The sequence below is a fragment of the Streptomyces sp. NPDC101191 genome (assembly GCF_044767915.1).
Taxonomy (GTDB): domain Bacteria; phylum Actinomycetota; class Actinomycetes; order Streptomycetales; family Streptomycetaceae; genus Streptomyces.
Genome location: NZ_JBIWOU010000001.1, coordinates 341,390 through 362,663 on the forward strand (window position 1 = coordinate 341,390; position 21,274 = coordinate 362,663).

Here is a 21,274-nt window from a genome sequence, read left to right on the forward strand (position 1 = left end):
CGGCCCGGGCATCCCCTAGCGCTCGGCCTCCAGCAGTGGGGATCCGCCCTGCCCGCGTGACGAGGCGGCTTCCGTACCGGGTTGCGTGGGGCGGGTGCGCTCGGCCCACGCGGCGACCGGAGGTCCCGCCGCGCCCAGGCCCGCGAAGAGCAGGCCGAGGAGGAGCCATCCCGTGTGTCCGAGCGCGAGGACCGCCCCGGTCAGGATCAGGGGGGCGAGGGCCTGACCGGCGTCGAAGCCGATGCCGAAGAGGCCCTGATACTGCCCCTGGGCGTGATCGGGGGCGAGACCGAAGCCGAGCGCGTAGCCACCCGACGACTCCCAGACCTCCCCGACGCTGTGGATGCACACGGCGAGGACGGCGAGCGCCGGGGCGACCCATGGGGGAACGTCGGCCGTCAGCGCCATCAGCGGGCAGCTGACGAGGAACAGGAGCCCGGCGAGACGGAAGGCGCGGCCGCCCTGCCGCGGGGTTTCCACCCTGGAGCCGAGCCGGCTCTGGAGCAGCACGCAGACGCCGCTGTTGATCGCGTAGACCGCCGCCACGGTCCAGTGCGGTGCGTCGGTGTGGGCGGTGAGCCAGATCGGCAGCAGGAGGGAGACGGTCTGGTACTGCAGTCCCATGGCGCTGTAGAGCGCGACGAAGGACACGTACGGCCGGTCCGCCAGGACGGACCACTGGCGGTGCTCCTCGGGCTGGGGCAGCGGGCGGTAGTCCGGGACGCCCAGGAGCGCGATCAGTCCGGCGCAGGCGAAGCTGGCCGCGTTGGCGAGGATCAACGCGGTATAGGCGGGGCGGGTGTCGATCTGGATGGCGAAGGCCGCGCCCAGGGTGCCCACGACGACGCCGAGATTCACGAAGGTGCGGAGTCTGGCCCGGAAGGCGGCGGGGCGTTCACCGCCCACTCTCGCGACGAGGGCGCCGCCCGCGGCGCCGCCGGCGGCGGCGGCCAGCCGGTCCAGGGTGGCGACGACCGTGAACGCGAGCCAGCCGTCGATGAGGACGAAGGCCGCCATGGTGACGGTCTGCAGGGCGAGGCTCGTCAGCCAGACCCCGCGCGGCCCGTACCGGTCGGCCAGGTTCCCCGCCGGTACGCCGGCCGCCAGGCCGACGAGTCCGGCGATCGTCAGGCCCGCTCCCACCTGCGCGGCGGGCAGGTGCACCACGAGCGTGAAGTAGAGGACGGCGGCGGTGTTGAAGAGGCCGTTGCCGACCCTGCTGACGAAGCTGGCGCCGATCAGAGCCCTCTGCGGACCGGAGTCCGTACCGGACTCCCGCTTCCTCGACCCCCTCGTGATCATGACAATCAGACTAACAGGGGCCCTTGCGGCGGCGACGGGGCCGTCGCGCACCTGAGCGGCGGCGGGCCTCGACGGGGCCTACGGCTCGTGCCGCTCGCTCCGCCGCGTCAGGGCGGTGACGACGGCTTCGGTGGCCTGCGCGAGGAGGCGGTCGTCGTGTTCGGCGTCCCGGGCGGCGCGGCTGGAGAGTACGGCGAGGACGATCGGGGCGCGATCGGGGTGCCACAGGACGCCGATGTCGTTGCGGGTGCCGTAGTCGGCGGTGCCGGTCTTGTCGCCGACCTGCCAGCCGGCGGGCACGCCGGCGCGGATGACGTCGTCGCCGGTGGTGTTGCGCCGGAGCCAGTCGACGAGCAGCGCCTTCCCTTCGGGGTCGAGGGCGTCGCCGAGTGCGTACGCGCGCAGGTCGGTGGCGAGGGCGCGGGGCGTGCTCGTGTCGCGCGGGTCACCGGGGGTGGCTTCATTGAGAGCGGTTTCGTAGCGGTCTGCCCGGGTGGTGCGGTCGCCCAGGCCGGCGAGGGCGGCCTGGAAGCCCTTGGGGCCGCCGAGGGCGCGGAACAGCAGGTTGCCGGCGGTGTTGTCGCTGTAGCGCACCGCCGCGTCGCACAGCGCGCGCAACGTCATGCCGGTGTCCACGTGCTGTTCGGTGATCGGGGCGTGGGTGACGAGGTCGTCCCGGGTGTAGTGGACGACCCGTTCGAGTGCCGCCGGAGCGCTCGTCTTCAGCACGGCCCCCGCGGCAAGCGCCTTGTAGGTGGAGGCGTACGCGAAGCGCTCGTCCGCGCGGTGCGCGAGGACGCTCCCGTCGCCGGTGTCGAGTGCGTAGACGCCGAGCCGGGCGTCGAACTTCCGCTCCAGCCGGGCGAAGACGTCGTCCGTCGGTGCGGCGGAGGGCTTGGCCGCGGTGTCGGCGGTCTCCGTGGTGCAGCCGAGCAACGGGGCGAGTGCGACGGTGGACAGTGCGGCGAGCGAGGCGCGTCGGGTCAGGGCCACGGGAAGAACCTGTTCGTGCGGAGGTGCCGTTGATCTGCCGTTCTCCCCCGAGGCTACCTGTTGTGGGGGGAGCGTCGGCGGTGCGACCGCGTGCCCGGTGTATCGCGTGCGGAACGCCCCTGCTGGTCACCGGTCCTTGTCGACGGTACGCCGCAGGAGATCCCCGAGCGCGCCGCCTCCGGCTCGTCGGGTACGGACCGTGCGGTGGTCAGGTCGGTGTGATCCGCACGGTCTCCGCCCAGGGCGGGGGCTGTGGCGCGTCCGCTCCGATCAGGGCGACGATCAGGCGGCAGGTCACGGGTTCGGGGGGCCAGGGCGTGTGGCCGTCGGTGAGGACGACGACGATCTGCGGGGGTTCGGGCGCGGCGAGCGCGGCCCGGATGCCGACGGTCATGTCCGTGCCGCCGCCACCGGCGAGTTCGACCTGGTCGACGGCGGTGACCCGGGCGACGGCCTGGACGTCGGCGTCGCAGGCGAGGACGGCGACCCGGTTACCGCCGATGCCGACCTCGCGCAGCACTCCGGAGATCTCGGCGAGGGCCGCGGCGAGGTCGTCGTCGCCCATCGAGCCGGAGGTGTCGACGACGACGGCCACTCGCGGCAACGGCCGGCGCAGGCTGGGCAGCACGACCCGGCCGCCGAGGGCGGGGGTACGGCGCGAGGGGCGTCGGTAGGTGTAGTCGACGGCGCCGCCGGCCCAGGCGGCCGCCTCCCGGACGGCGCCGGTGAGGGCCTTGCGCCAGTCGACGACGGGTTCGAGGGTCTGTTCGGCCCAGCGGCGCCAGCCGCCGGGGATCGAGCCGCGGGAACGCTGGTGGGAGCGGATGGCCTCGGCGGTCCGGCGGCGCAGGGCCTCGGCTTCGACGGGACTGACGCCGCCGGTGGTGTCGGGGCCGGCCTGGCCGAGGTCCCACGGGGCCGGGACGCCGTGGGCGCCCGATCCGCAGTCGAGCGCGTGCGACGGGGTGGCCGGGATACCGGGCAGGTACTCCTCGAAGAGTGCGCCGTCGGACAGCCCGAACAGGCCCGGCACCATGCGCCCTTCGGGCAGGCGCAGTCCGTCGGCGAGCAGGTCGTCGTTGATCTCGCAGTCCTGGGCGATGTTGATCCGCACCCGGTCGCGTTGGTCGGCGGCGGGCAGGTGCTCGGCCCGGCCGTGGTGGTCGCGCAGGAGGTGGGCCGCCTCGTGGATCCACACGCCGGCCAGTTCCTCGATCCCGGTGGCCGCGACGAAGTCGGGTGCGACGTAGCAGCGCCAGTGGCGGTCGACGGCCATGGTGCGTACCTGGTGGGAGGGCACGACCGTCAGGGCGTAGAGGGCGGAGGCGAGGTACGGGCGTGCCTCGGCCGCCTTGTAGCGCGCGGCGAGCAGCTTGGCCCGGTCCAGCTCCTGTGCGGGTCCGCCTCCGGGGGTCGGGTGGGTGGCGGTCACGGCGCCGGGCCCGGTCAGCGTGCGCCGGGCAGGGCGCCGGCGAGCTGGAGGAGTTCCAGGAAGGCGTCGATGCCGGACGGGATGGGCCAGTCGGGCTCGCGCATGACGGCGAGGTCCCGGGCGGCGCGGGCGGCGACGTCGGGGACTCCGGCGTCGACGGCCTTGGCGAGGACCTCCCAGCCGGCCTCCCAGCGCGGGCGGGTGGGCTCGCTCTGCACGGCGGCGACGACGGCGATGAGGAACGCCAGCTGGCGGTCGCCGCGTTCGGGCAGGGCGAAGGCCGACGGGTCGGCGAGCACCCGGTCGGGGTCGGGCAGGTCGAGGTTCTCCAGGTACGACAGGAGCTCGATGCCGGCGGCCTCGCCCACGGCGCCGATGACGGCGGCCGCCGTCGCCTGCTGCCTGGCGCCGGAGGCGTAACCCGTGGCGAGGAGCCGCAGCGCGGCCTCCCAGGAGCGTGGCGAGGGCCAGGCGCGCCCGCGGCCCTCGGCCTCCTTCGGCAGGTGGTGGACGAGGCCGGGGCGGGCGGTCAGGAAGCCGGAGACGACGCCGCGGGCGCGGGCGACGGCGGAGGAGACGCGGGCGGGGTCGACCGTCGGGAGGGCGGTCTCGGGCCAGGTGCCGGCCATGCCACGGGCGACGGTGCGCGGGTCGTGGGTCCAGTCGAGGTGGACGAAGCGGTTGGCGAGCGGCGGGCTCAGGTGCCAGCCGTCGGCGGCGCTGGAGGGCGGGTTGGCGGCGGCGACGATCCGGACCGACTCGGGGAGGGTGAGGCTGCCGACGCGGCGTTCGAGCACGACGCGCAGCAGGGCGGCCTGCACGGCGGGCGGGGCCGAGGACAGCTCGTCGAAGAACAGCAGGCCGTGGCCGGTACGGGCGAGCCGGACGGCCCAGTCCGGCGGGGCCATCGGCACGCCGGTGGCGGCCGGGTCGTCGCCGACGATCGGCAGGCCGGCGAAGTCGGAGGGTTCGTGGACGCTGGCGACCACGGTCTCCAGCTCGACGCCCAGGGCGTCGGCGAGCTGGAGCATTCCGGCGGACTTGCCGATGCCGGGCTCGCCCCAGAGCAGGACGGGCTGGTTCGCCGTCACGGCCAGTGCGAGGGCCTCCAGTTGCGGGTTGCCGGAGGCTTCGGTCCTGGTGGCGCGGAGGCGGGCGTTGAGCGCGTCGGCGGCCGCGAGGGGCGCGGGGAGACTGCCGGCGCCTGGCGCGGTGGAGGCGTTCGTCATGCGGGGGTGTCCTCGTCCTGGGCCGCGGTGGCGTCGTCGGCCGGCGTGGCGGGCCGGGCCGGGTCGAAGGGGTCGCTCTCGCCGAGCGGGTCGGCTGCGCCGGAGGAACGGGGTCCGTCGAGCGGGTCCGGCTCGGGCACGTCGTCCCAGCCCGGATCCTCGTCCCCGTCGGGTTCGTTCCGCTCCTCCAGGTACTCGTCGTACCACTCGGAGCCGATCCCCGGGTGCTCCTTCTGGACGCGGTGGAGCAGGAAGGCGAGGTCGGTCCGCTGGTAGCGGCGGATCACCTGCGCGAGGGAGAGCTCCATCTCGTCGATGACGTCGATGCGGGCGCCGGCGTCGAGGAGGTCCCGCACCAGCTCGGGTGACCCGCCGTGGGCGACGGCCAGCTGCAGGGGGGTGTGGTGCGCCTTGTCCTGCGCCTCCACGTCCAGTCCGGAAGCGAGCAGCCGGGGCAGCAGCTCCCGGTGGTCGAGCAGGTGCAGGAGGTGCAGCAGGCTGCGCCCCTTGCGGTCGCGGACGTGCGGGTCCCAGCCCGCGTCGAGGAGCGCGGTGACGGCGGGCGTGTCGCCGTGCTGGACGTACGTGAACAGCTCGCGCCGCTGGGCCTGCAGGTCCCGGGGCAGCCGGCCCTCACCCGTCGTCCACGCGAGCTGGGTGGCGAAGCAGCCGGAGATGGTGCCGCCGAAGGCGCGCAGGGCCTGTTCGCGCTGCTGCTCCTGCTGCGTGTGGGGGACGTCCAGGACGCCGTTCCTGGAGACGACCTCGTGCCAGGCGCCGCCGCAGCGGACGCGTACCGGCGCGGCCGCCCGCGGGCCGGCCGGCCCGGTGGCGTCGACCGTGCCGGGGAACAGCGCTGCGGCCACCAGCGGATGGAGCCGCTCGGGCCTGATCCGTCCCGCGCGCAGCAGGGCGACGTCGGGGAGGGGCTGCCAGGCGTACGACGGCAGGAGGGGGACGCCCTCGTCCTGTCCGCGGTCGCGGGCCGCGACCCGTACGACCGGCTCGTCTGCCTTCGCGAGGTCGAGGGTGACTCGCAGGTGGCGGCGCCAGTGCAGGGGTAGGCGGAAGCTCGTTCCGCGTCCCGCGTCCGCCAGGAGGTGGAGCTCGGGGGCGAGGCGGGTGAGGTCGACGGTGCCCTGCGTGACGAGTTCGGCGACGTCGAGCTCTCGGAAGGCGTAGCGGTTCTGCGGCGGGGGCGGGGGTGTGAGGTCGAGGTCGAGTCCGGCGGCGGCGTAGGCCTCGACGTGCGCGCCGCGGGCCTGCAGCACGGCGATCCATTCGGCGTGGGCGGCCGGGTCGGCGGACCCCGGGTCCGTGTCGGGCAGTTCGTCCGGGGTGAGCGGGGTGCCGTCCGGGCGCAGGAAGGGCAGTCGGCCGGTGGCGGCGGGGCCGGCGCTGAGGCGCAGTTCGGCGGTGCGGCGGGCGTCCCAGAAGCGGCGGGCGCAGGTCCAGTCCTCGGTGGCGTACGCCACGCCGTGGAGGCTGTCGCTCGCGCCCGCGGGGCGGGCGGGGGCGAGGTGCAGGCGCAGCCGCTGGGGCCCTTCCAGCATCGGCAGGTTGGTGACGGACAGGACGGGTCCGGCGGCGCCGTAGACCGCGAGGACGGTGCGTCGACAGGGCGCGAGGGTGGTGTGGCCGCCGAGGGTACGCGGCAGGTGCCAGCGCAGCAGGTCGGGGGCGAAGTGACGTAGGTCGTCGGCCAGTCGGGCGGCGACCTCGGGGCCGTACCGGTCGGCGACGCGTTCGGGGTCGAGGTCGTCCGGGACGTCGACTGCGGCCGCGGCGCAGGCCGCGCGCCAGTCGCCCGCGAGCCGGGCCTCGGCGGCGCGCTCGATCATCCAGCCGGGCACGGCGAAGCGACGGATACGGGTCCAGGCGGCGGCGTCGGCGGGCGAGAGGGCCGCGGGCGGTGTGGTGGGCCGGCTCATCGGTAGAGGCTGCCGATCGCGCGGAGGTCGGGGTGGGTGGGGCGGGCCGGGCGGAGCCGCTCGGTGAACGAGCGCTTGACCCGGCGGGGCAGGCCGGGGCCGAGGCCCACGTATTCGAGGTGGTGTCCGGCGTCCAGGGAGGCGAGCAGCGTCTTCGCGCCGCGGCCGGTGATGCCGGTGTGGCGCAGTTCGAGACGGCGCAGCGGGCTGCCGGGCAGGGCCGCGGCGAGGGCGTGGGCGCCGGTGTCCCCGGTGGTGTTGCCGGGGGCGCCGAGGCTGCGTTCCGACATGGTGCGGCCGAGGTCGAGGGTGTCGATGCCGTCGAGCGCGTCCGCGAGGGCCGCGGCGCCGGACGGGCCGATGCCGTTGCCGCCGAGGCCGAGCCGGACGGGGCGGGCGGCGTCGGTGGCGGCGGCCAGGACCGTGACGCCGGTGTCGCCGAGGTGGTTGGCCGGGACGTACAGCTCTCGGACTCCGGCGTCGCGGACGAGTGCGGCGAGCAGCGGAGCGTCGGCGGCGGTCAGGCCGTTGCCGCCGAGGAAGAGGCGCTCGAGCGGGGCTTCGCGGTCCAGGAGCGCGTCGAGGACGGCCCGTACGCCCTCGGCTCCGATGCCGGAGTTGACCAGGTCGAGGGTGCGCAGGGTGGTGTTGCGACGCAGCAGGCCGGCGAGAGAACGGGCGCCGGCCTCGCCGACGGGGTTCCGCTTGAGCCAGAGGGCGCGGACGGTGACGTCGTCGGCGAGCGCCTCGGCGAGGGTGGTGACGCCGGCCGGGCCGATCCGGTTGCAGCCGAGGTAGAGGGTGTGCACCGGGTGGCCGGTACCGGCGTGGCGCGTGGCGGTGAGCGCCTCGGCGAGGGGGCGCAGGCCCTCGTCACCGAGGGAGTTGGTACCGAGCAGCAGATGGGTGGCGTGCGGGGAGGCGAGGGCGGCGGGGGCGAGACGGGCGGCGCCGCCGGGGCCGAGGCCCTGCTTGCACAGGTCGACGCGGCCGTCGGCGCGCAGGGTGCCGAGGGGGAAGGTCTCGTCGCCGGTGACGGCCCGTTCGTCCGCGAGCCGGTCGAGCAGCGGGGCGAGCCGCGCGGGGTCGGCCAGGGGCAGATCGGGGTGCTCGATCGCCGGGCAGCGTACGGGCGTTGTCGGCTGCGTCATCACCACTCCACCGGTCTGTCGCCGGGGACCGGCGTTCCGCTTCGGCTTTCACGTCGTCGGGAGGTCAGGGACATCGTCGACGTCAAGTAGACGCAAGACCGGTCGGATTCGAACCGACGTCCTCCAGCTCGATGCGTGGGCGCGACGACCTCTGCGCTACGGCCTTGCTGCGGTTGATCATAGCCGCATTCGCATGCGAGTTCGATACCTCAGGGCTGCCGACATGGGCGCCCGCGGACGCGCGGTGCCGACCGGACCACCCGCGCGATCCCGCCGACAGCGCCTGGGCCCGGCTCTCTTGTTCGATCACGCGCACGCGAACGGGGAGCGGTTCATCTCCGGAGCGGAACCGGCCATTGGGAGGCGTGCCTTCCGGCCGAGCGGGCCCGGGCCCCCGACAAGGCAGCGCGACCTGCCCCGGAACGGGATCGGAAGCCGCCGCCGTGCACCGCTGTCGCGCAAGGATCGCGCGGCTGTCACACGTCGGTCACACCCCCGTCGTGATCCGATCGCACACGCGGCCTTCACGTTGGCCGGAAACCCCGCGTCTCGACCCCGCACTCCCCCAGCGGCGTTGATCGCCCCCAACTCGCCTCACATACTGCGCTGACCAGCGGCGGGCGCCATGACGCCCCACGGCTGGAACCACTCACTCGACCTCATCCCAAGCTCCTGGGGGAGACTTGCGCGCACACGTGCAGAGAGCACGCGTCCTCGGTATCGCAGCGGCCACATCCGTGGCCCTGATGGCAGGCATGACCGGCCCCGCGACGGCGATCGCCGCGCACGCGACGGCCGGACCGGACATCCCACGCCTCGGCGGTGACGAGCGGATCCCGCTCGTCACCGGTGACCGCGTCGTGGTGAACGCCCAGGGCCGGATGGTGGGCTTCGAGTCCGCCCCGGGCCGCGAGCACATACCCGTACAGGTGCAGCGCACCGGCGACCACACCCTGGTGGTCCCGAGTGACGCGCAGCGCCTGATCGCCACGGGCAGGCTGGACCAGCGCCTGTTCGACCTCGGCGTCCTCACCGATCCGCGGCTGCGCAAGAGCCACCGCGACGGGCTCAAGCTGATCGTGCAGTACGAAGGGGGTGCCACCGCCGCACGGACCGAGGTGCGTACGGCCGGCGACACCGACCTGCGGCGCACGTTCCCGACGATCGACGCCGACGCCATCCGCACCTCCCCGGACGACGTGGCACGGCTGTGGGAGGCGCTGACCGACCGGCAGCGCACCGGCGCCCGCGCCGCCGCCGCCGGCATCGGGAAGGTGTGGCTGGACGGAGTGAGCCGCGCGAGCCTGGACCGCAGCGTGAAGCAGATCGGCGCGGACCGGGCGTGGGAGTCCGGATACGACGGCAAGGGCGTCAGGATCGCCGTCCTCGACACGGGCGTCGACAAAACCCACGAGGACCTCAGGACCCAGGTCGTCGGCGAGAAGAACTTCTCGCCCTCGGCCGACGCCGTGGACCGCGTCGGGCACGGCACCCACGTCGCGTCGATCGCCGCCGGCACGGGGGCCAGGTCCGGCGGCCGTTTCAAGGGCGTCGCCCCCGGGGCCGAGTTGATCAGCGGGAAGGTCCTCGACGACGAGGGCTACGGGGACGACTCCGCCGTCATCGCGGGCATGGAGTGGGCCGCCGCAGAGGGCGCGGACGTCGTCAACCTCAGCCTGGGCCACAGCGACAGCCCGGGCGTCGACCCGCTGGAGGCAACGATCGACCGGCTCTCCGCCGAGAAGGGGATCCTCTTCGCCGTCGCGGCCGGCAACGAGGGCGAGGCCGGTGCGTCGACGGTGGGCTCCCCGGGCAGCGCGGACGCGGCGCTGACCGTGGGGGCCGTCGACAGGGACGACCGGCTGGCTCCCTTCTCCAGCACCGGCCCGCGGGTCGGCGACGGCGCCGTCAAGCCCGACGTGACCGCCCCCGGCGTCGCCATCGCCGCGGCGGCCGCACCCGGCAGCGCCATCGACACCGCCCCCGGGACACCGCATCCCGCTCCGGGGTACCTGCAGATCGACGGCACCTCGATGGCGACCCCGCACGTAGCGGGCGCCGCCGCGATCCTGAAGCAGCGGCACCCCGACTGGACGTCCGCCGAACTCAAGGGTGCGCTGGTCGCGTCCGCCCAGGGCGGCGCGAACCTGACCGCGTTCCAGCAGGGTGCGGGCCGCGTCCAGGTCGACCGGGCGCTGTCCCAGAGCGTCGTCGCCGAACCCGTCTCGCTGAACTTCGGCACGGCGCAGTGGCCGCACGACGACGACCGGCCGCTCACCAAGAAGATCGCCTACCGCAACCTCGGGACCGGCGACGTCACCCTCGACCTGTCGGTGTCCACCCTGGACCCGGAGGGCGGGGCCGCCCCGGCCGGCTTCTTCTCGCTCGGCGCGTCGAAGCTCACCGTGCCGGCCGGCGGCACGGCCGAGGTCGATCTCGTCGCCGACACCAGGACCGGTACCGCCGACGGCACCTACTCGGGCTACGTCACCGCCACCGCCGCGGGCCAGTCGGTGCGCACGGCCGCGGTGGCCGTACGGGAGGCGGAGTCGTACGACGTCACGCTCCGTACCGTCGGCCGCGACGGCGCCGACGCCCAGAACTTCTCCAGCACGCTGGTCGGCGTCTCCGGTCCCGCCGCGGGCTTCGGGAACCGCATCGACAACGAGCCGGGCAGCCACACGATCCGTGTGCCCAAGGGCTCCTACACGTTCAACACGGCCGTCTACGAGGACCCGTCGGACTACACCAAGGGCACCGACTGGATCGCGCAGCCCAAGCTGGACGTCACCGGCGACATGACGCTCACCGCCGACGCCCGCACCACCAGGCCGGTGGACCTCACCGTGCCGGGCATCGACCGGGCGGACTACGCCGGCACGTACTACGAGCGCGCGACCGACATCGGCCGCGTCGGCAACGGCTGGGTCCTCCGGGGCTTCACCGGCTTCCGCACCGCCCACCTGGGTCCGGCCGTCACCGACGGCACCCTCCTGCAGACCTGGGACGCGCACTTCCTCAAGGACGCCACCAGCCAGTACTCGGTCGCCTACGGCGGCCCGGCGAGCACGGTCGCGACCGGCTACACCAAGCACGTGAAGGCCGGCGAACTGGCCACGCTGAAGGTCGGTCTCGGCGCCTCCGCCCCCGGGAAGACCGCTCTCGCCTCGCCGTTCGCGCACCTGCCGGGCGCGCCCGAGGGCAACGGGTTCTCCGCGCCGCAGACGGCGCCGGGCACGCGCACCTTCTACGTCTCCACCTCCGACGGCGTCTCCTGGGTCACCAAGTTCACGCAGGCGGGGCCGCCCGACGAGTGGGGCTACCCGGCCTTCGAGGGCAGCTACGAGATGATCCGGCCGAAGCGCTACGAGGCCGGCCGGACGTACCAGGAGACCTTTAACACGGGTGTCGTCGGCCCCCTCCTGGACGAGAACATGGGTGTCTTCCGCACGGCTCCCGACCCGGCGACGGGCGAGCAGCAGATCATAGGCTCCCTGCCCCTGTTCGCCGATGGCAAGGGTCACGCGGGTCTCACCCCGTACGGCTCCGCCACCACGACGCTCTACCGCGACGGAGTCAGGATCGGCGCGACCGACGACCCGCTGACCGGCGCGAAGCCCTTCCCGGTCGGCGCGGAGGACGCGGAGTACCGGCTGACGACCTCCGTGGAGCGCCCGGCGAGCCTCGCCGCGGCCTCCACCCGGATCGACGCCGGCTTCACGTTCCGTTCGCGGCAGGTCTCGGCCACGACGGCGCTGCCGGTGTCCACGGTCCGCTTCGCGGCCCCCGTCGACCTGGCCTCCCGGGCCCCGGCGCTCGCCCCGGCGCTGGTCCCGGTGACCGTGCAGGGCTCGGCGGCCGGGCAGAACCTCAAGTCGCTCACCGTGTCCGTGAGCTACGACGACGGGAAGACCTGGCAGCCGGTGCCGGTCCTGAGCGGCCGGATCGCCGTGAAGAACCCGGCGAAGGACGCGGCGATCTCCCTCTCCGCCAAGGTCACCGACAAGCAGGGCAACACGTCGACGCTGACCGTCCACCACGCGTGGTACGGCAAGTGACGTAGACCCTGACCTACCCCGTGCGAACGGCGTCATCACCCCTGGTGGTGACGCCGTTCGGCCGTCTCCGGCCCGAACGTCGAGGCGGCGGGTCGCGGGGGCGGGCGCTGCACCGCCGCGGCGCCGTCCGGTCGGTGCGGGCGGTGCGGTCGGTGCGGCCGGTGCAGCCAGTGCAGCCAGTGCAGCCGGTGCAACCGGTGCGGCCAGCGCGGCCAGTGCAACCAGCGCGGCCAGTGCAGCCAGTGCGTCCGGTGCAGCCGGAGCGTCCGGTGCAGCCAGCGCGGCCAGTGCGGCTTGACCTTGACACGGTGACAAGCCCTTCACTGCATGCCAAGGAGGTGGTCCCATGACGATCACGACACAGGAAGCCGCCGCGGCGCGGGCCCTTCAGGCGCTGGAGGACAGCCGCTCGTCCGTGCGGCTGCGGGCCGCGCTGACGGTCGGCAGCACACCGGACCCGCGCTTCGTCGACAAGCTCGTCGAGCGATGCGCGGTCGAGCCAGAGTTCTTCGTCCGCGACATGCTGACCTGGGCCCTCACGCGCCACCCGGTGTCCCGCACGCTCCCCCGGCTGCTGCAGGCCGTCCGCTCGCCGCACGCGCAGGCGCGCAGTCAGGCGCTGCACACCCTGTCCAAGATCGGTGACCGGCAGGCCTGGCCGGCGATCACCCGGGCGCTGCTGACCGACGCCGACGACGAGGTGGCGCGCAGCGCCTGGCGGGCCGCGGTCCTGCTGGTACCGGAGGATGCGGAGTCCGCGCTGGCCGTGGTGCTCGCGACGCAGCTCGGACGCGGAGACCGGGAGACGCAGTTGAGTCTCAGCCGTGCGCTGGTCGCACTGGGCGAGGTGATGGTCCCGGCCGTGCGCGCCGCGACGGCCGGAGCCGAGCCTCTCGTACGGGCGCACGCAATCGCCACGGAGCGGCTGCTCCGCGACCCGGACACCGGCTTCGGGTTCGCGATCGAGGAGGCGAAGCGCGTCGTGGCTCTCGGCCCCGCCGGTCAGGCGGGACAATAAGGCGTGTTGATCGGTGAGGTGGCGCGACGGTCCGGGGTCAGTGCCCGCATGCTCAGGCATTACGAGAAGCTCGGCCTGGTCCGCCCGTCGGGGCGGACGGGCTCGGGCTACCGGGAGTACGCCGGGGAGGACATCCGCCGGATCTTCCACATCGAGAGCCTGCGGTCGCTGGGCCTGTCGCTGCGCGAGATCGGGCTCGCGCTCGACGACCCCGGCTTCACGCCGGCGACGCTGGTCAGGGACCTGGTCGGCCGGACGCGCGACCGTATCGCCGCGGAGACCGAACTGCTCGACCGGCTGAACCGGATCGACGCCGCGGAGCCCACCGACTGGCAGGACGTCCTCAAGATCGTCGCGCTCCTGCACGCGCTGGCCTCCGCGAACGCCGACACCCGTCAACGCGCCGCACTGACCTCGGCCGACGCGCTGCCGGTCCCGGTCGAGGCCCTGGTCGACGCCGCGCTCGGCGAGGCCGACCCGATCGTCGCCGGAGCGCTTCGATGGGCCTTGGCACGGTCCGGCTCCGACAGCGGGCCGGCGCTCCTGGCGCAGGCCCTCGGCTCGCCGCAGGCCACGGTGCGGAAGCGCGCCGTCCAGGCCCTCGCCGAACTGCCCGGCGATCAGGCGACCCGTCAGCTCCGGGACGCCCTCGCCCACTCCGACACCGCCGTCCGCCGGTACGCGGCTCTGGCACTCGGGACACGCGGCGGCGCCGACGCGATCCCCACACTCGTCGACATGATCGTGGAAGGAGCCAACGACACCGACGCGGCCGACGCGTTGAGCGCGCTGGCGAACGACGCCACGACCGCGGATCGGATCGCCACCGGCCTCGTCGACCACCTCGCCCACCCGTCCGCGGGTGCACCCGCACGCGGACGACTCACCCAGGCGCTGGCCGGCATCCCGGGGCCGACCGCGTCACGCGCGCTGGAGGAGCTGTCGCACGACGAGGACCGTGCCGTGTCGCTGACCGCGCAGTACCTGATCCGGCTGCGCGACACGGAGTGAACGTCCGTGCGGGAACCGTCGGCACGGCGGGAACCGGCAGCACGCCGTGAACCGGCGGCACGGCGGCACGGCGTGAACCGGCGGTGCGGCGGCACCCCACGGCACGGCGTGAACCGGCGGCGAGTGGTCCTGGCGGTCCACTCGTCTTCCGGGCAGTCCTCCTCGAACGCACGAACGTCAACCTCACACATCGCATTTCACCCCTCCAGGTGGCGCAGGCTCGTCAACCCGCGGTGGCATCCGGTCAGCACGGGCGGTGTGCGAGGGGGTGCTGTGCCGGGAGTGAGGGAAGCGGCGCGCCGGGGGGCGCGGGAGCGGACGGCAGCGCTGTGACCCAGGGTGTCGGCGCGCGCAAACCTCCACGTCCGCGGTGGCCGGGACCCCTTCGGCGCGCCTGTACGTGACCCCGGGGCGGGCGGTGAGCTACGGAGCGATCGTGGTCCCGACGACCTCCCGTACCGCCCCCGGCCTGGGCGGCGCGGGCGCGGGGCCCTGGTACACCACCGACAGACCGGAGACGTCAGCATGAGCACACCTCCCCATGCCCCGTTGCGGGTCGCCCTCGTCAACGGCAGCTTCGAGCAGCCCTCCGTCACCGACATGGCGTTCCTGCCGGACGCCTCCCAGACGCAGGCCCCGCGCAGCGTCCCGGGCTGGCTCACCACCGCGACCGACCACATGATCGAGTTATGGCACTCCGGATTCAACGGCGTGCCGTCGGCGGAGGGCGAGCAGTTCGCCGAGCTCAACGCCAACCAGGTCTCGACCCTCTACCAGGACCTGCCGACCACCCCGGGCACCAAGCTGTACTGGCGCCTCTACCACCGCGGCCGGCAGGGACAGGACACCATGGCGCTCGACATCGGCGCCCCGGGCAGCGTGGTCGAGCAGCGCACCTTCACCGACGGCAACACGGCGTGGGGCTACTACACCGGCACCTACACCGTCCCGGCCGGGCAGACCGTCACGCGCTTCGCCTTCCGCTCGGTCTCGGCCGCCGGGGGCAACCGCGGGATCGGCAACTTCCTCGACGGGATCTTCTTCGGCACCGCACCGCTCGTGGTCCTCACCAAGACCGCCGTCCCGGCGGGCCCGTTGGACGTCGGTGACGTCGTCACGTACCGGATCACCGCGACGAACGAGGGCGGTGGCGCCGCCGAGCGACTCACCCTCACCGACGTGCTGCCCGCCGGAACCACGTACGTGCCCGGTTCCCTGCGGGTGATCGGCGGTCCGAACAGCGGTGTGAAGACCGACGGGGCCGGGGACGACCAGGCCTCCTACGACGCCGCCGCCCGCGCGGTCGTCTTCCGGCTGGGCACCGACGCCTCCGCCACACAGGGCGGCAGCCTGGCCAACACCGCTGCCCTGCCGGGTGGTACGACCGTCGAGTACCGGGTCGTCCTCGGGCTGGAGACGGCGGGGACGCGCGTCACCAACACGGCGACCGCCGCCTACGAGAACCGGCTCGGTCCCACCCCGGAGTCGCTGACGGCCACGTCCGACGAGGCCGTCACCGAGGTCCGGCCGGCCGCGGACCTGGAGGTGGTGAAGGCGGCCGACGCCACCACCGTGAGCGTCGGGCAGACGGTCACCTATCGCGTGACCGTCCACAACGCCGGTCCCAGCCCGGCGACCGGGGTCACCGTCGCCGACCGGCTCCCGGACGGCCTCGGGTTCCTCGCCGCCGACGCCTCCCAGGGCGCCTACGACGCCGGGACCGGACGGTGGACCGTCGGCGAACTCGCCGTAGGCGCCCGCGCGGCGCTCACCCTGCGGGCGAAGGCGACCAGGACCGGCCGGGTCACGAACACAGCATCCGTCACCGCCGTGGAGAAGGACCCGGACCCGTCCGACAACGCCGACTCGGTGAGCTTGTGCGTCGAACCGGCACCGGCCTGCTGCGATCCCTGCCCGCCGCGCGCCTAGAATCACGCGGATCGAGAGGGTCCCCGCACCGGCGTGCGGGGACCTTCCCCACCGCTACGGCCGGCTCCCGTGACGACCCCGCCGCTCAGGACATCCGGCTCGGCACATCCAGCACCATCGTGTCCGAGCCTCCGTTCCGGCCGACCGGGACGAAGCCCAGCGAGGTGTAGAGCCGCACGGCGGGGTTGCCGTCCTCGACGCTCAGGCTGAGTCGGGGCACCGGGACCGGCCGGCCGGAAGCCGCCTGGATCAGCGCCCGCATCAGCGCCCGGCCGTGCCCACGGCCGCGGTGTCCCGGCAGCACGCCGAGGGTCAGTTCGGGCACGCCCGGCGCCACGTAGCCGTAGCCGGGCCGGTCCTCGGGCAGGCACCGCGCCCAGGCCGCGCCGACCGGCTCACCGGCCCCGGTCTCCGCGACGACCCCGAAGTCGCCGTCCTGGGGCCAGCCCTCGAGATATCGCGTGGCGTGCGGGTCGGCGGCGAGCTGCTCGGCGGTGAACCTCCGGTCGCCGTCCCAGTTGTACGCCTCCAGCAGGACCTGCCGGAGGAGGTCCGTGTCGTGGGCGGCGGCGGGGCGAATCGGCATGGCGGCCTTCCGGATCGGGCGGCGCGGGAGGTGCGGGCGGCTGACGACGATAGGGCGCGACCGGCGCCCGTGTCACGGGCGCCCGTGCGCTTCGGTGGAGCGGCGGACGATGGTGGTCGGTACGGGCCGCGACCGTGCCGGCGCCGTCCGCCGAGCGGTCCGGTCCCAGTCACCGCCCCACCGACGCCGGCGATCCCTGCGATGGGTCCGCTGTCACCGCCCCACCGACGCCGGCGATCCCTGCGATGGGTCCGCTGTCGCCGCCCCGCCGGCGCCGTCGGCCCTCGGTCAGTCCGCTGTCGCCGCCCCGGTGCGGGAGAAGTGCCGCGTCGTGGGGACGAGGGCCGCCGCCGCCGGTACCAGGAAGCAGGCGGCGGCGCAGGCGGCGAGGACGGCTGTGACACCGAAGTGCGCGATGGCGGGGGCGATCAGTGCGAGGCCGATCGGCGCGAGGCCGTAGGAGACGAGGAAGTCGAGCGAGGAGACGCGGGCCAGCTTGTCGGGGGCGACCTCGCGCTGGGTGGCGGTGAACCAGGGGACGTTGAACAGCTCGATCCCGACGCCGGCGACGGCGTACGCGGCGACGACGACCACCGGATGCACGGGGAAGACCAGGCTCAGCGGGGCGACGCCGTACGCGCCGAGAGCGGCGAGGGCCGCCCACCCCTGTGAGCGGGGGCGCAGGCGCGCGATGAGCAGCGCTCCGCCGAGGGCGCCCACGGTGTAGGCGGTCATGGACGCGGCCAGCACCCACTCCGTGCCGTAGCGGTCCCGGCTGACCAGGGGCAGGGCGACGCTGGTGGCGGAGTAGCCGAGGGCGATCACGGCCACGAGGGCGGCCAGCCCGGCGAGGAACCAGGGGTGGCGTCGCGCCTCGCGTATGCCGTCGAGGAACTCGGCGCGGAATCCGTGGCGCGGGGCCGGCGGCTCCGCCGGGTGATCCGTTACGACGGTGCCCCGGGCCGGCGCGAGTGCGGCGACCAGCCACAGCAGGCCGATCCCGAGCAGCAGCGCCGGGACGTCGAGGAAGGCGGCGAGCAGGGCGGTCAGGGCGGGGCCGGCAAGGGTGGCGGACCGTACGGCCATCGTCATCGCGGCGTTGGCCTGCCGGCGGTGTGCGGGTGCGACGGTTTCGGCGGTGAGGGCCTGGAACGCGGGTCGGCAGGCGCCCTGTCCGGCACCGGCGAGCGCGGCCGCCAGGGTCATCAGGGTGAGGGAGCGGCCGAGGCCGGCGGCGAGGGCGGGGGCGGCGACGGCCGCGGCAAGGCCGGACCAGAGGACGACGGCGCGGCGTGAGTGCCGGTCGGCGAGCACGCCGCCGACGGCGACGGCGAGAAGGAATCCGGCCGTGCGGGCGGCGAGGACCAGTCCGAGTCCGGCGGCGTCGAGGTCGCGGTGGAGGACGGCCAGTCCCAGGACGAAGGGCAGGGCCCAGGTCGCGAGTCCGGAGGCCGTGGTGCCGGCCCACAGGCGCAGGAACGCGGGGTCGCGCAGGGCCGAACGCTTAGGTGGGGCGACTGACTTGGACGTCGCGGAGGCGGGTGTGGTGGTCACGGGTGCGAGGTCTCCTCGGGGACTGTCGACCGGGCGAGAGGGGGCCCCGGCCGCGTTAATGGAAATGATTTCCATTACAGTACCCTTCGAACGCGGCACTCCCGCCATGTGCACATCCCTGCCCACGCCCTCTTCCCGACCGGAGGACCCATGCGCCGTCCCGCCCGCCTCGGCATCGCTCTGACCCTCGCCCTCGCCACCGCCGGCTGCTCCGCGGCGGCCGACCACCGCAACCAGGCGCACACCACGTCCGGCACGCCCGTCTCGGTCACCAACTGCGGCCGCCCCACCGTGTTCACCCGTCCCCCGGAGCGGGCCGTCGCCCTGGACCAGACCTCGACCGAGACGCTGCTCGAACTCGGGCTGCACGGGCGGATGGCGGGTACCGCCAACCTCAAGACGAAGATCCCCGCCGCCTACGCCGCCGCGTACGCCGAGGTCCCGGTCATCGCGCCGAAGATCGCCACTGGCGAGCAACTGCGTGCTGCCGCGCCGGACTTCGTCGTCGCCGCGTCCGCCGACCTGTTCACCGCGGACCGGGCCGGAACCCGCGGAGAACTCGCCGCGCTCAAGGTCCCCACCTTCGTGAGCGCGGTGGACTGCCCGCGGGAGAACCCGGCGGGCACCACACCGTTCGAACTGCTCTTCTCCGACTACGAGAACCTCGGCAGGATCTTCGGCGTCGAGGAGCGGGCCCACGCCCTCGCCACCCGCCAGCGGTCCGCCGTCGCCAAGGCAGGGGCGGATGCCGCGAAGGTCCCCCGAGGTGCCAGGCAGCCGACCGTCGTCTACCTCTACTCCGTGTTCAACGGCATGCCGTACGTGGCGGGCGGCACGGGCCTGCCCAGCGAGATGAGCCGGATCGTCGGCGCGCGGAACGCCTTCGACGACATCGACGAGGACTGGCCCGAGGTGAGCTGGGAGGAAGTCGCCCGGCGCGACCCGGACTTCATCGTCGTCGGCGACCTCTCCGAACGCGGCCGCCCCGGCGACAGCGCCGCGGAGAAGCGCGCCGCCATGACCCGGCATCCCGTGATCTCCCGGCTGGCCGCCGTCGCGGGCGACAGGATCCTCGAAGTGCCCGGCATCGAACTGGACCCCTCGGTGCGCTCGGTTCACGCTCTCGGGCTGCTCTCCGAGGGCATGAAGGGCCTCGGCCATGCCCGCTGAACCGGCCGTCCTCGAAGGCCCCGACCTCCTGCTGCCCGCTGCTCGCGGCCGGGAGCCGAGGGCCGGCGCCACCGGTGTGCCGTCCACCGGACCGGGCCCGCTCCGCACCGGCGCATCCGTCCGGGCGGTCGGCTCCGTGCTCGGTGCCGTCGTGCTCGCGGTCTCCGTGGCGGCGGCCGTAGGCGTCGGCACCGCCGACGTGAGCTGGAGTGAACTCGCCCGGGTACTGGGCTCCCGGCTCGGCCTCCCCGTCGAGCCGCTGCCCCCGCTGATCGACTCCCTGGTCTGGGACCTGCGGCTGCCCCGCGTGCTGATGGCCGCCCTCGTCGGTGCCGCGCTGGCCGTGTGCGGCACGGTGCTCCAGGCGGTCACCCGCAACGCGCTGGCCGACCCGTACCTGCTCGGCGTGTCCTCGGGGGCGTCGGCCGGGGCCGTCCTCGTCGTGGTCCTGGGCGTGGGGGCGAACTCCCTCGGGGTCACCGGCGGAGCGCTCGCGGGTGCCCTGATCTCCTTCGGGCTGCTGATGCTGCTCCTGCGGCGCGGCGGCCTCGACTCGACACGCATCGTCCTGACCGGTGTGATCGTCGGCCAGCTGTTCACCGCACTGACCTCCCTCGTCCTGATGGCGTCGGCGGACGCGGACACCACACGGGCCGTCACGCACTGGCTCCTCGGCTCGATGGCACCGGCCCGCTGGGGCAGCGTCGCGGTGTGCGCCCTCGTCACCCCGGTGGGCCTGGTCCTCGCCTGGACGTACGCCAACGCCCTCGACGGGCTCGCCTTCGGTACGGACACGGCCGCCTCGCTCGGCATCGGCGTCCGGCAGGCGCGGACCCTCGCCCTGGTGGTCACGGCGGCGCTGACGGCGGTGGCGGTCGCCACGGTCGGGGCCATCGGCTTCGTCGGGCTGATCGTCCCGCACGGGGTGCGGTTCGTCGTCGGCCCGCTGCACCGGGTACTGCTCCCCCACGCGGCGCTCGCGGGAGCGGTGTTCCTGGTGTGGACCGACGCGCTGGCGCGGATCGCCTTCGCTCCCCGCGAGGTACCGGTGGGTGTGATCACCGCCCTGCTCGGCGTGCCGCTGTTCCTCCTGGTCCTGCACCGGAGGGGTGAGCTGTGAGGATCACCGCCGAGTCGCTGAGCTGGTCGGTGGCGGGGGTACCGGTCGTCCGCGGGGTGAGCGTGGACGTCGCTCCCGGCGAGACGGTCGGGCTCATCGGGCCGAACGGCTCGGGCAAGTCCTCGCTGCTGCGCTGTCTGGCCGGGCTGCGGGTCCCCGACGCGGGCACGGTCCGCTTTGACGGCGTGCCCGTCGCCGGCTGGAGTCCGCGCCGGATCGCCCGCCGCCTCGCCTTCGTCGAGCAGCACTCGGGCGCCGACAGCGACCTGCGGGTCGCCGATGTCGTGGGGCTCGGGCGCACCGCGTTCCGGGACCGCTGGCGGGGGCCCGGCTCCACGGACCGGGCGGTCGTGGCCGCCGCCCTGGAACGCGTCGGGCTCACGGCGCTCGCCGGCCGCCCGTGGAAGACGCTCTCGGGCGGCGAGCGCCAGCGCGTCCACATCGCCCGGGCGCTCGCTCAACAGGCGTACGGGCTCCTGCTCGACGAGCCCTGCAACCACCTGGACGTCAAGCACCAACTGGAGCTCATGGAACTGCTGTCAGGCACCGGACAGACGGTGCTCGTCGCGCTGCACGACCTGTCGCTCGCCGCCCGCTACTGCGACCGGCTGCTGTTGCTCCACCACGGCCGGCTCGTCGCCGCCGGCCCGCCGGCCGCCGTCCTGACCGCCGGGCGGCTCGCCGCGGTCTTCGGCGTCGACGCGGAACTGTCCACCGACTCCCTGGGCCACGCCCAGATCGCCTACCGCGGCCCCCTCGGCGCGCCCGCGCCGTAACCCGGCCACCCACC

At 74.3% G+C, this 21,274-nt stretch carries 15 protein-coding genes and 1 pseudogene; 7 read left to right on the forward strand and 9 right to left on the reverse strand.

Annotated elements, in window-relative coordinates; all coding sequences use genetic code 11:
• Positions 1-15: 15 nt before the first annotated feature.
• From ACIRQF_RS01560 to ACIRQF_RS01590, 7 genes and pseudogenes are all read right to left on the reverse strand, one after another.
• Entirely contained in the window at positions 16-1,302 is a 1,287-nt protein-coding gene (locus tag ACIRQF_RS01560) for an MFS transporter (protein ID WP_404087904.1), read from the reverse strand.
• Positions 1,303-1,380: 78 nt separating this feature from the next.
• Positions 1,381-2,295, reverse strand: a complete 915-nt coding sequence (gene bla, locus ACIRQF_RS01565; RefSeq protein WP_404087906.1) for a class A beta-lactamase — start codon at positions 2,293-2,295, stop codon at positions 1,381-1,383.
• A 208-nt stretch (positions 2,296-2,503) separates the two neighbouring features.
• Entirely contained in the window at positions 2,504-3,727 is a 1,224-nt protein-coding gene (locus ACIRQF_RS01570) for a VWA-like domain-containing protein (RefSeq protein ID WP_404087908.1), read from the reverse strand.
• 14 nt (positions 3,728-3,741) lie between these two features.
• Positions 3,742-4,956, reverse strand: coding sequence for an AAA family ATPase (locus tag ACIRQF_RS01575; RefSeq protein WP_404087910.1), 1,215 nt, complete (start codon positions 4,954-4,956; stop codon positions 3,742-3,744).
• On the reverse strand, positions 4,953-6,887 hold the full coding sequence (locus tag ACIRQF_RS01580) for an ankyrin repeat domain-containing protein (RefSeq protein ID WP_404087912.1): 1,935 nt from the start codon (positions 6,885-6,887) through the stop codon (positions 4,953-4,955). Before ACIRQF_RS01580 ends, ACIRQF_RS01575 begins: the two co-directional genes overlap by 4 nt.
• Positions 6,884-8,038 (reverse strand): gala protein, encoded by a 1,155-nt coding sequence (locus tag ACIRQF_RS01585; protein WP_404087914.1) that lies wholly within the window; start codon positions 8,036-8,038, stop codon positions 6,884-6,886. The genes ACIRQF_RS01580 and ACIRQF_RS01585 overlap by 4 nt, the downstream gene beginning before the upstream one ends.
• A 93-nt stretch (positions 8,039-8,131) precedes the next feature.
• Positions 8,132-8,204: pseudogene (locus ACIRQF_RS01590) on the reverse strand.
• Positions 8,205-8,793: 589 nt separating this feature from the next.
• Here ACIRQF_RS01590 and ACIRQF_RS01595 point away from each other — a divergent pair.
• The 4 genes from ACIRQF_RS01595 (at position 8,794) to ACIRQF_RS01610 (ending at position 16,054) form a co-directional block, all read left to right on the forward strand.
• A complete protein-coding gene (locus tag ACIRQF_RS01595) occupies positions 8,794-12,096 on the forward strand; it encodes a S8 family peptidase (RefSeq protein ID WP_404087916.1) in 3,303 nt (1,100 codons plus the stop codon).
• A 346-nt stretch (positions 12,097-12,442) separates the two neighbouring features.
• Positions 12,443-13,114: a HEAT repeat domain-containing protein gene (locus ACIRQF_RS01600; RefSeq protein ID WP_389755540.1), complete on the forward strand. Its 672-nt coding sequence runs from the start codon at positions 12,443-12,445 to the stop codon at positions 13,112-13,114.
• 3 nt (positions 13,115-13,117) lie between these two features.
• Positions 13,118-14,125, forward strand: coding sequence for a HEAT repeat domain-containing protein (locus ACIRQF_RS01605; protein WP_404087919.1), 1,008 nt, complete (start codon positions 13,118-13,120; stop codon positions 14,123-14,125).
• Positions 14,126-14,650: 525 nt separating this feature from the next.
• A complete protein-coding gene (locus ACIRQF_RS01610) occupies positions 14,651-16,054 on the forward strand; it encodes a hypothetical protein (RefSeq protein WP_404087921.1) in 1,404 nt (467 codons plus the stop codon).
• 85 nt (positions 16,055-16,139) lie between these two features.
• Here ACIRQF_RS01610 and ACIRQF_RS01615 read toward each other — a convergent pair whose 3' ends face one another.
• Both ACIRQF_RS01615 and ACIRQF_RS01620 read right to left on the reverse strand, forming a co-directional pair.
• Positions 16,140-16,640: a GNAT family N-acetyltransferase gene (locus tag ACIRQF_RS01615; protein ID WP_404087923.1), complete on the reverse strand. Its 501-nt coding sequence runs from the start codon at positions 16,638-16,640 to the stop codon at positions 16,140-16,142.
• Positions 16,641-16,928: 288 nt separating this feature from the next.
• Positions 16,929-18,194 carry an MFS transporter gene (locus ACIRQF_RS01620; protein WP_404087925.1) on the reverse strand — a complete coding sequence of 422 codons (1,266 nt, stop codon included), beginning with the start codon at positions 18,192-18,194 and terminating at the stop codon, positions 16,929-16,931.
• A gap of 150 nt (positions 18,195-18,344) precedes the next feature.
• On the opposite strand from ACIRQF_RS01620, the gene ACIRQF_RS01625 reads away from it, so the two are divergent.
• The 3 genes from ACIRQF_RS01625 to ACIRQF_RS01635 are packed head-to-tail and all read left to right on the forward strand — an operon-like array spanning position 18,345 to position 21,260.
• A complete protein-coding gene (locus ACIRQF_RS01625; protein ID WP_404087928.1) occupies positions 18,345-19,364 on the forward strand; it encodes an ABC transporter substrate-binding protein in 1,020 nt (339 codons plus the stop codon).
• Positions 19,354-20,484: a FecCD family ABC transporter permease gene (locus tag ACIRQF_RS01630; protein ID WP_404087930.1), complete on the forward strand. Its 1,131-nt coding sequence runs from the start codon at positions 19,354-19,356 to the stop codon at positions 20,482-20,484. Before ACIRQF_RS01625 ends, ACIRQF_RS01630 begins: the two co-directional genes overlap by 11 nt.
• Positions 20,481-21,260 (forward strand): ABC transporter ATP-binding protein, encoded by a 780-nt coding sequence (locus tag ACIRQF_RS01635; RefSeq protein WP_382477895.1) that lies wholly within the window; start codon positions 20,481-20,483, stop codon positions 21,258-21,260. The genes ACIRQF_RS01630 and ACIRQF_RS01635 overlap by 4 nt, the downstream gene beginning before the upstream one ends.
• Positions 21,261-21,274: the final 14 nt, after the last annotated feature.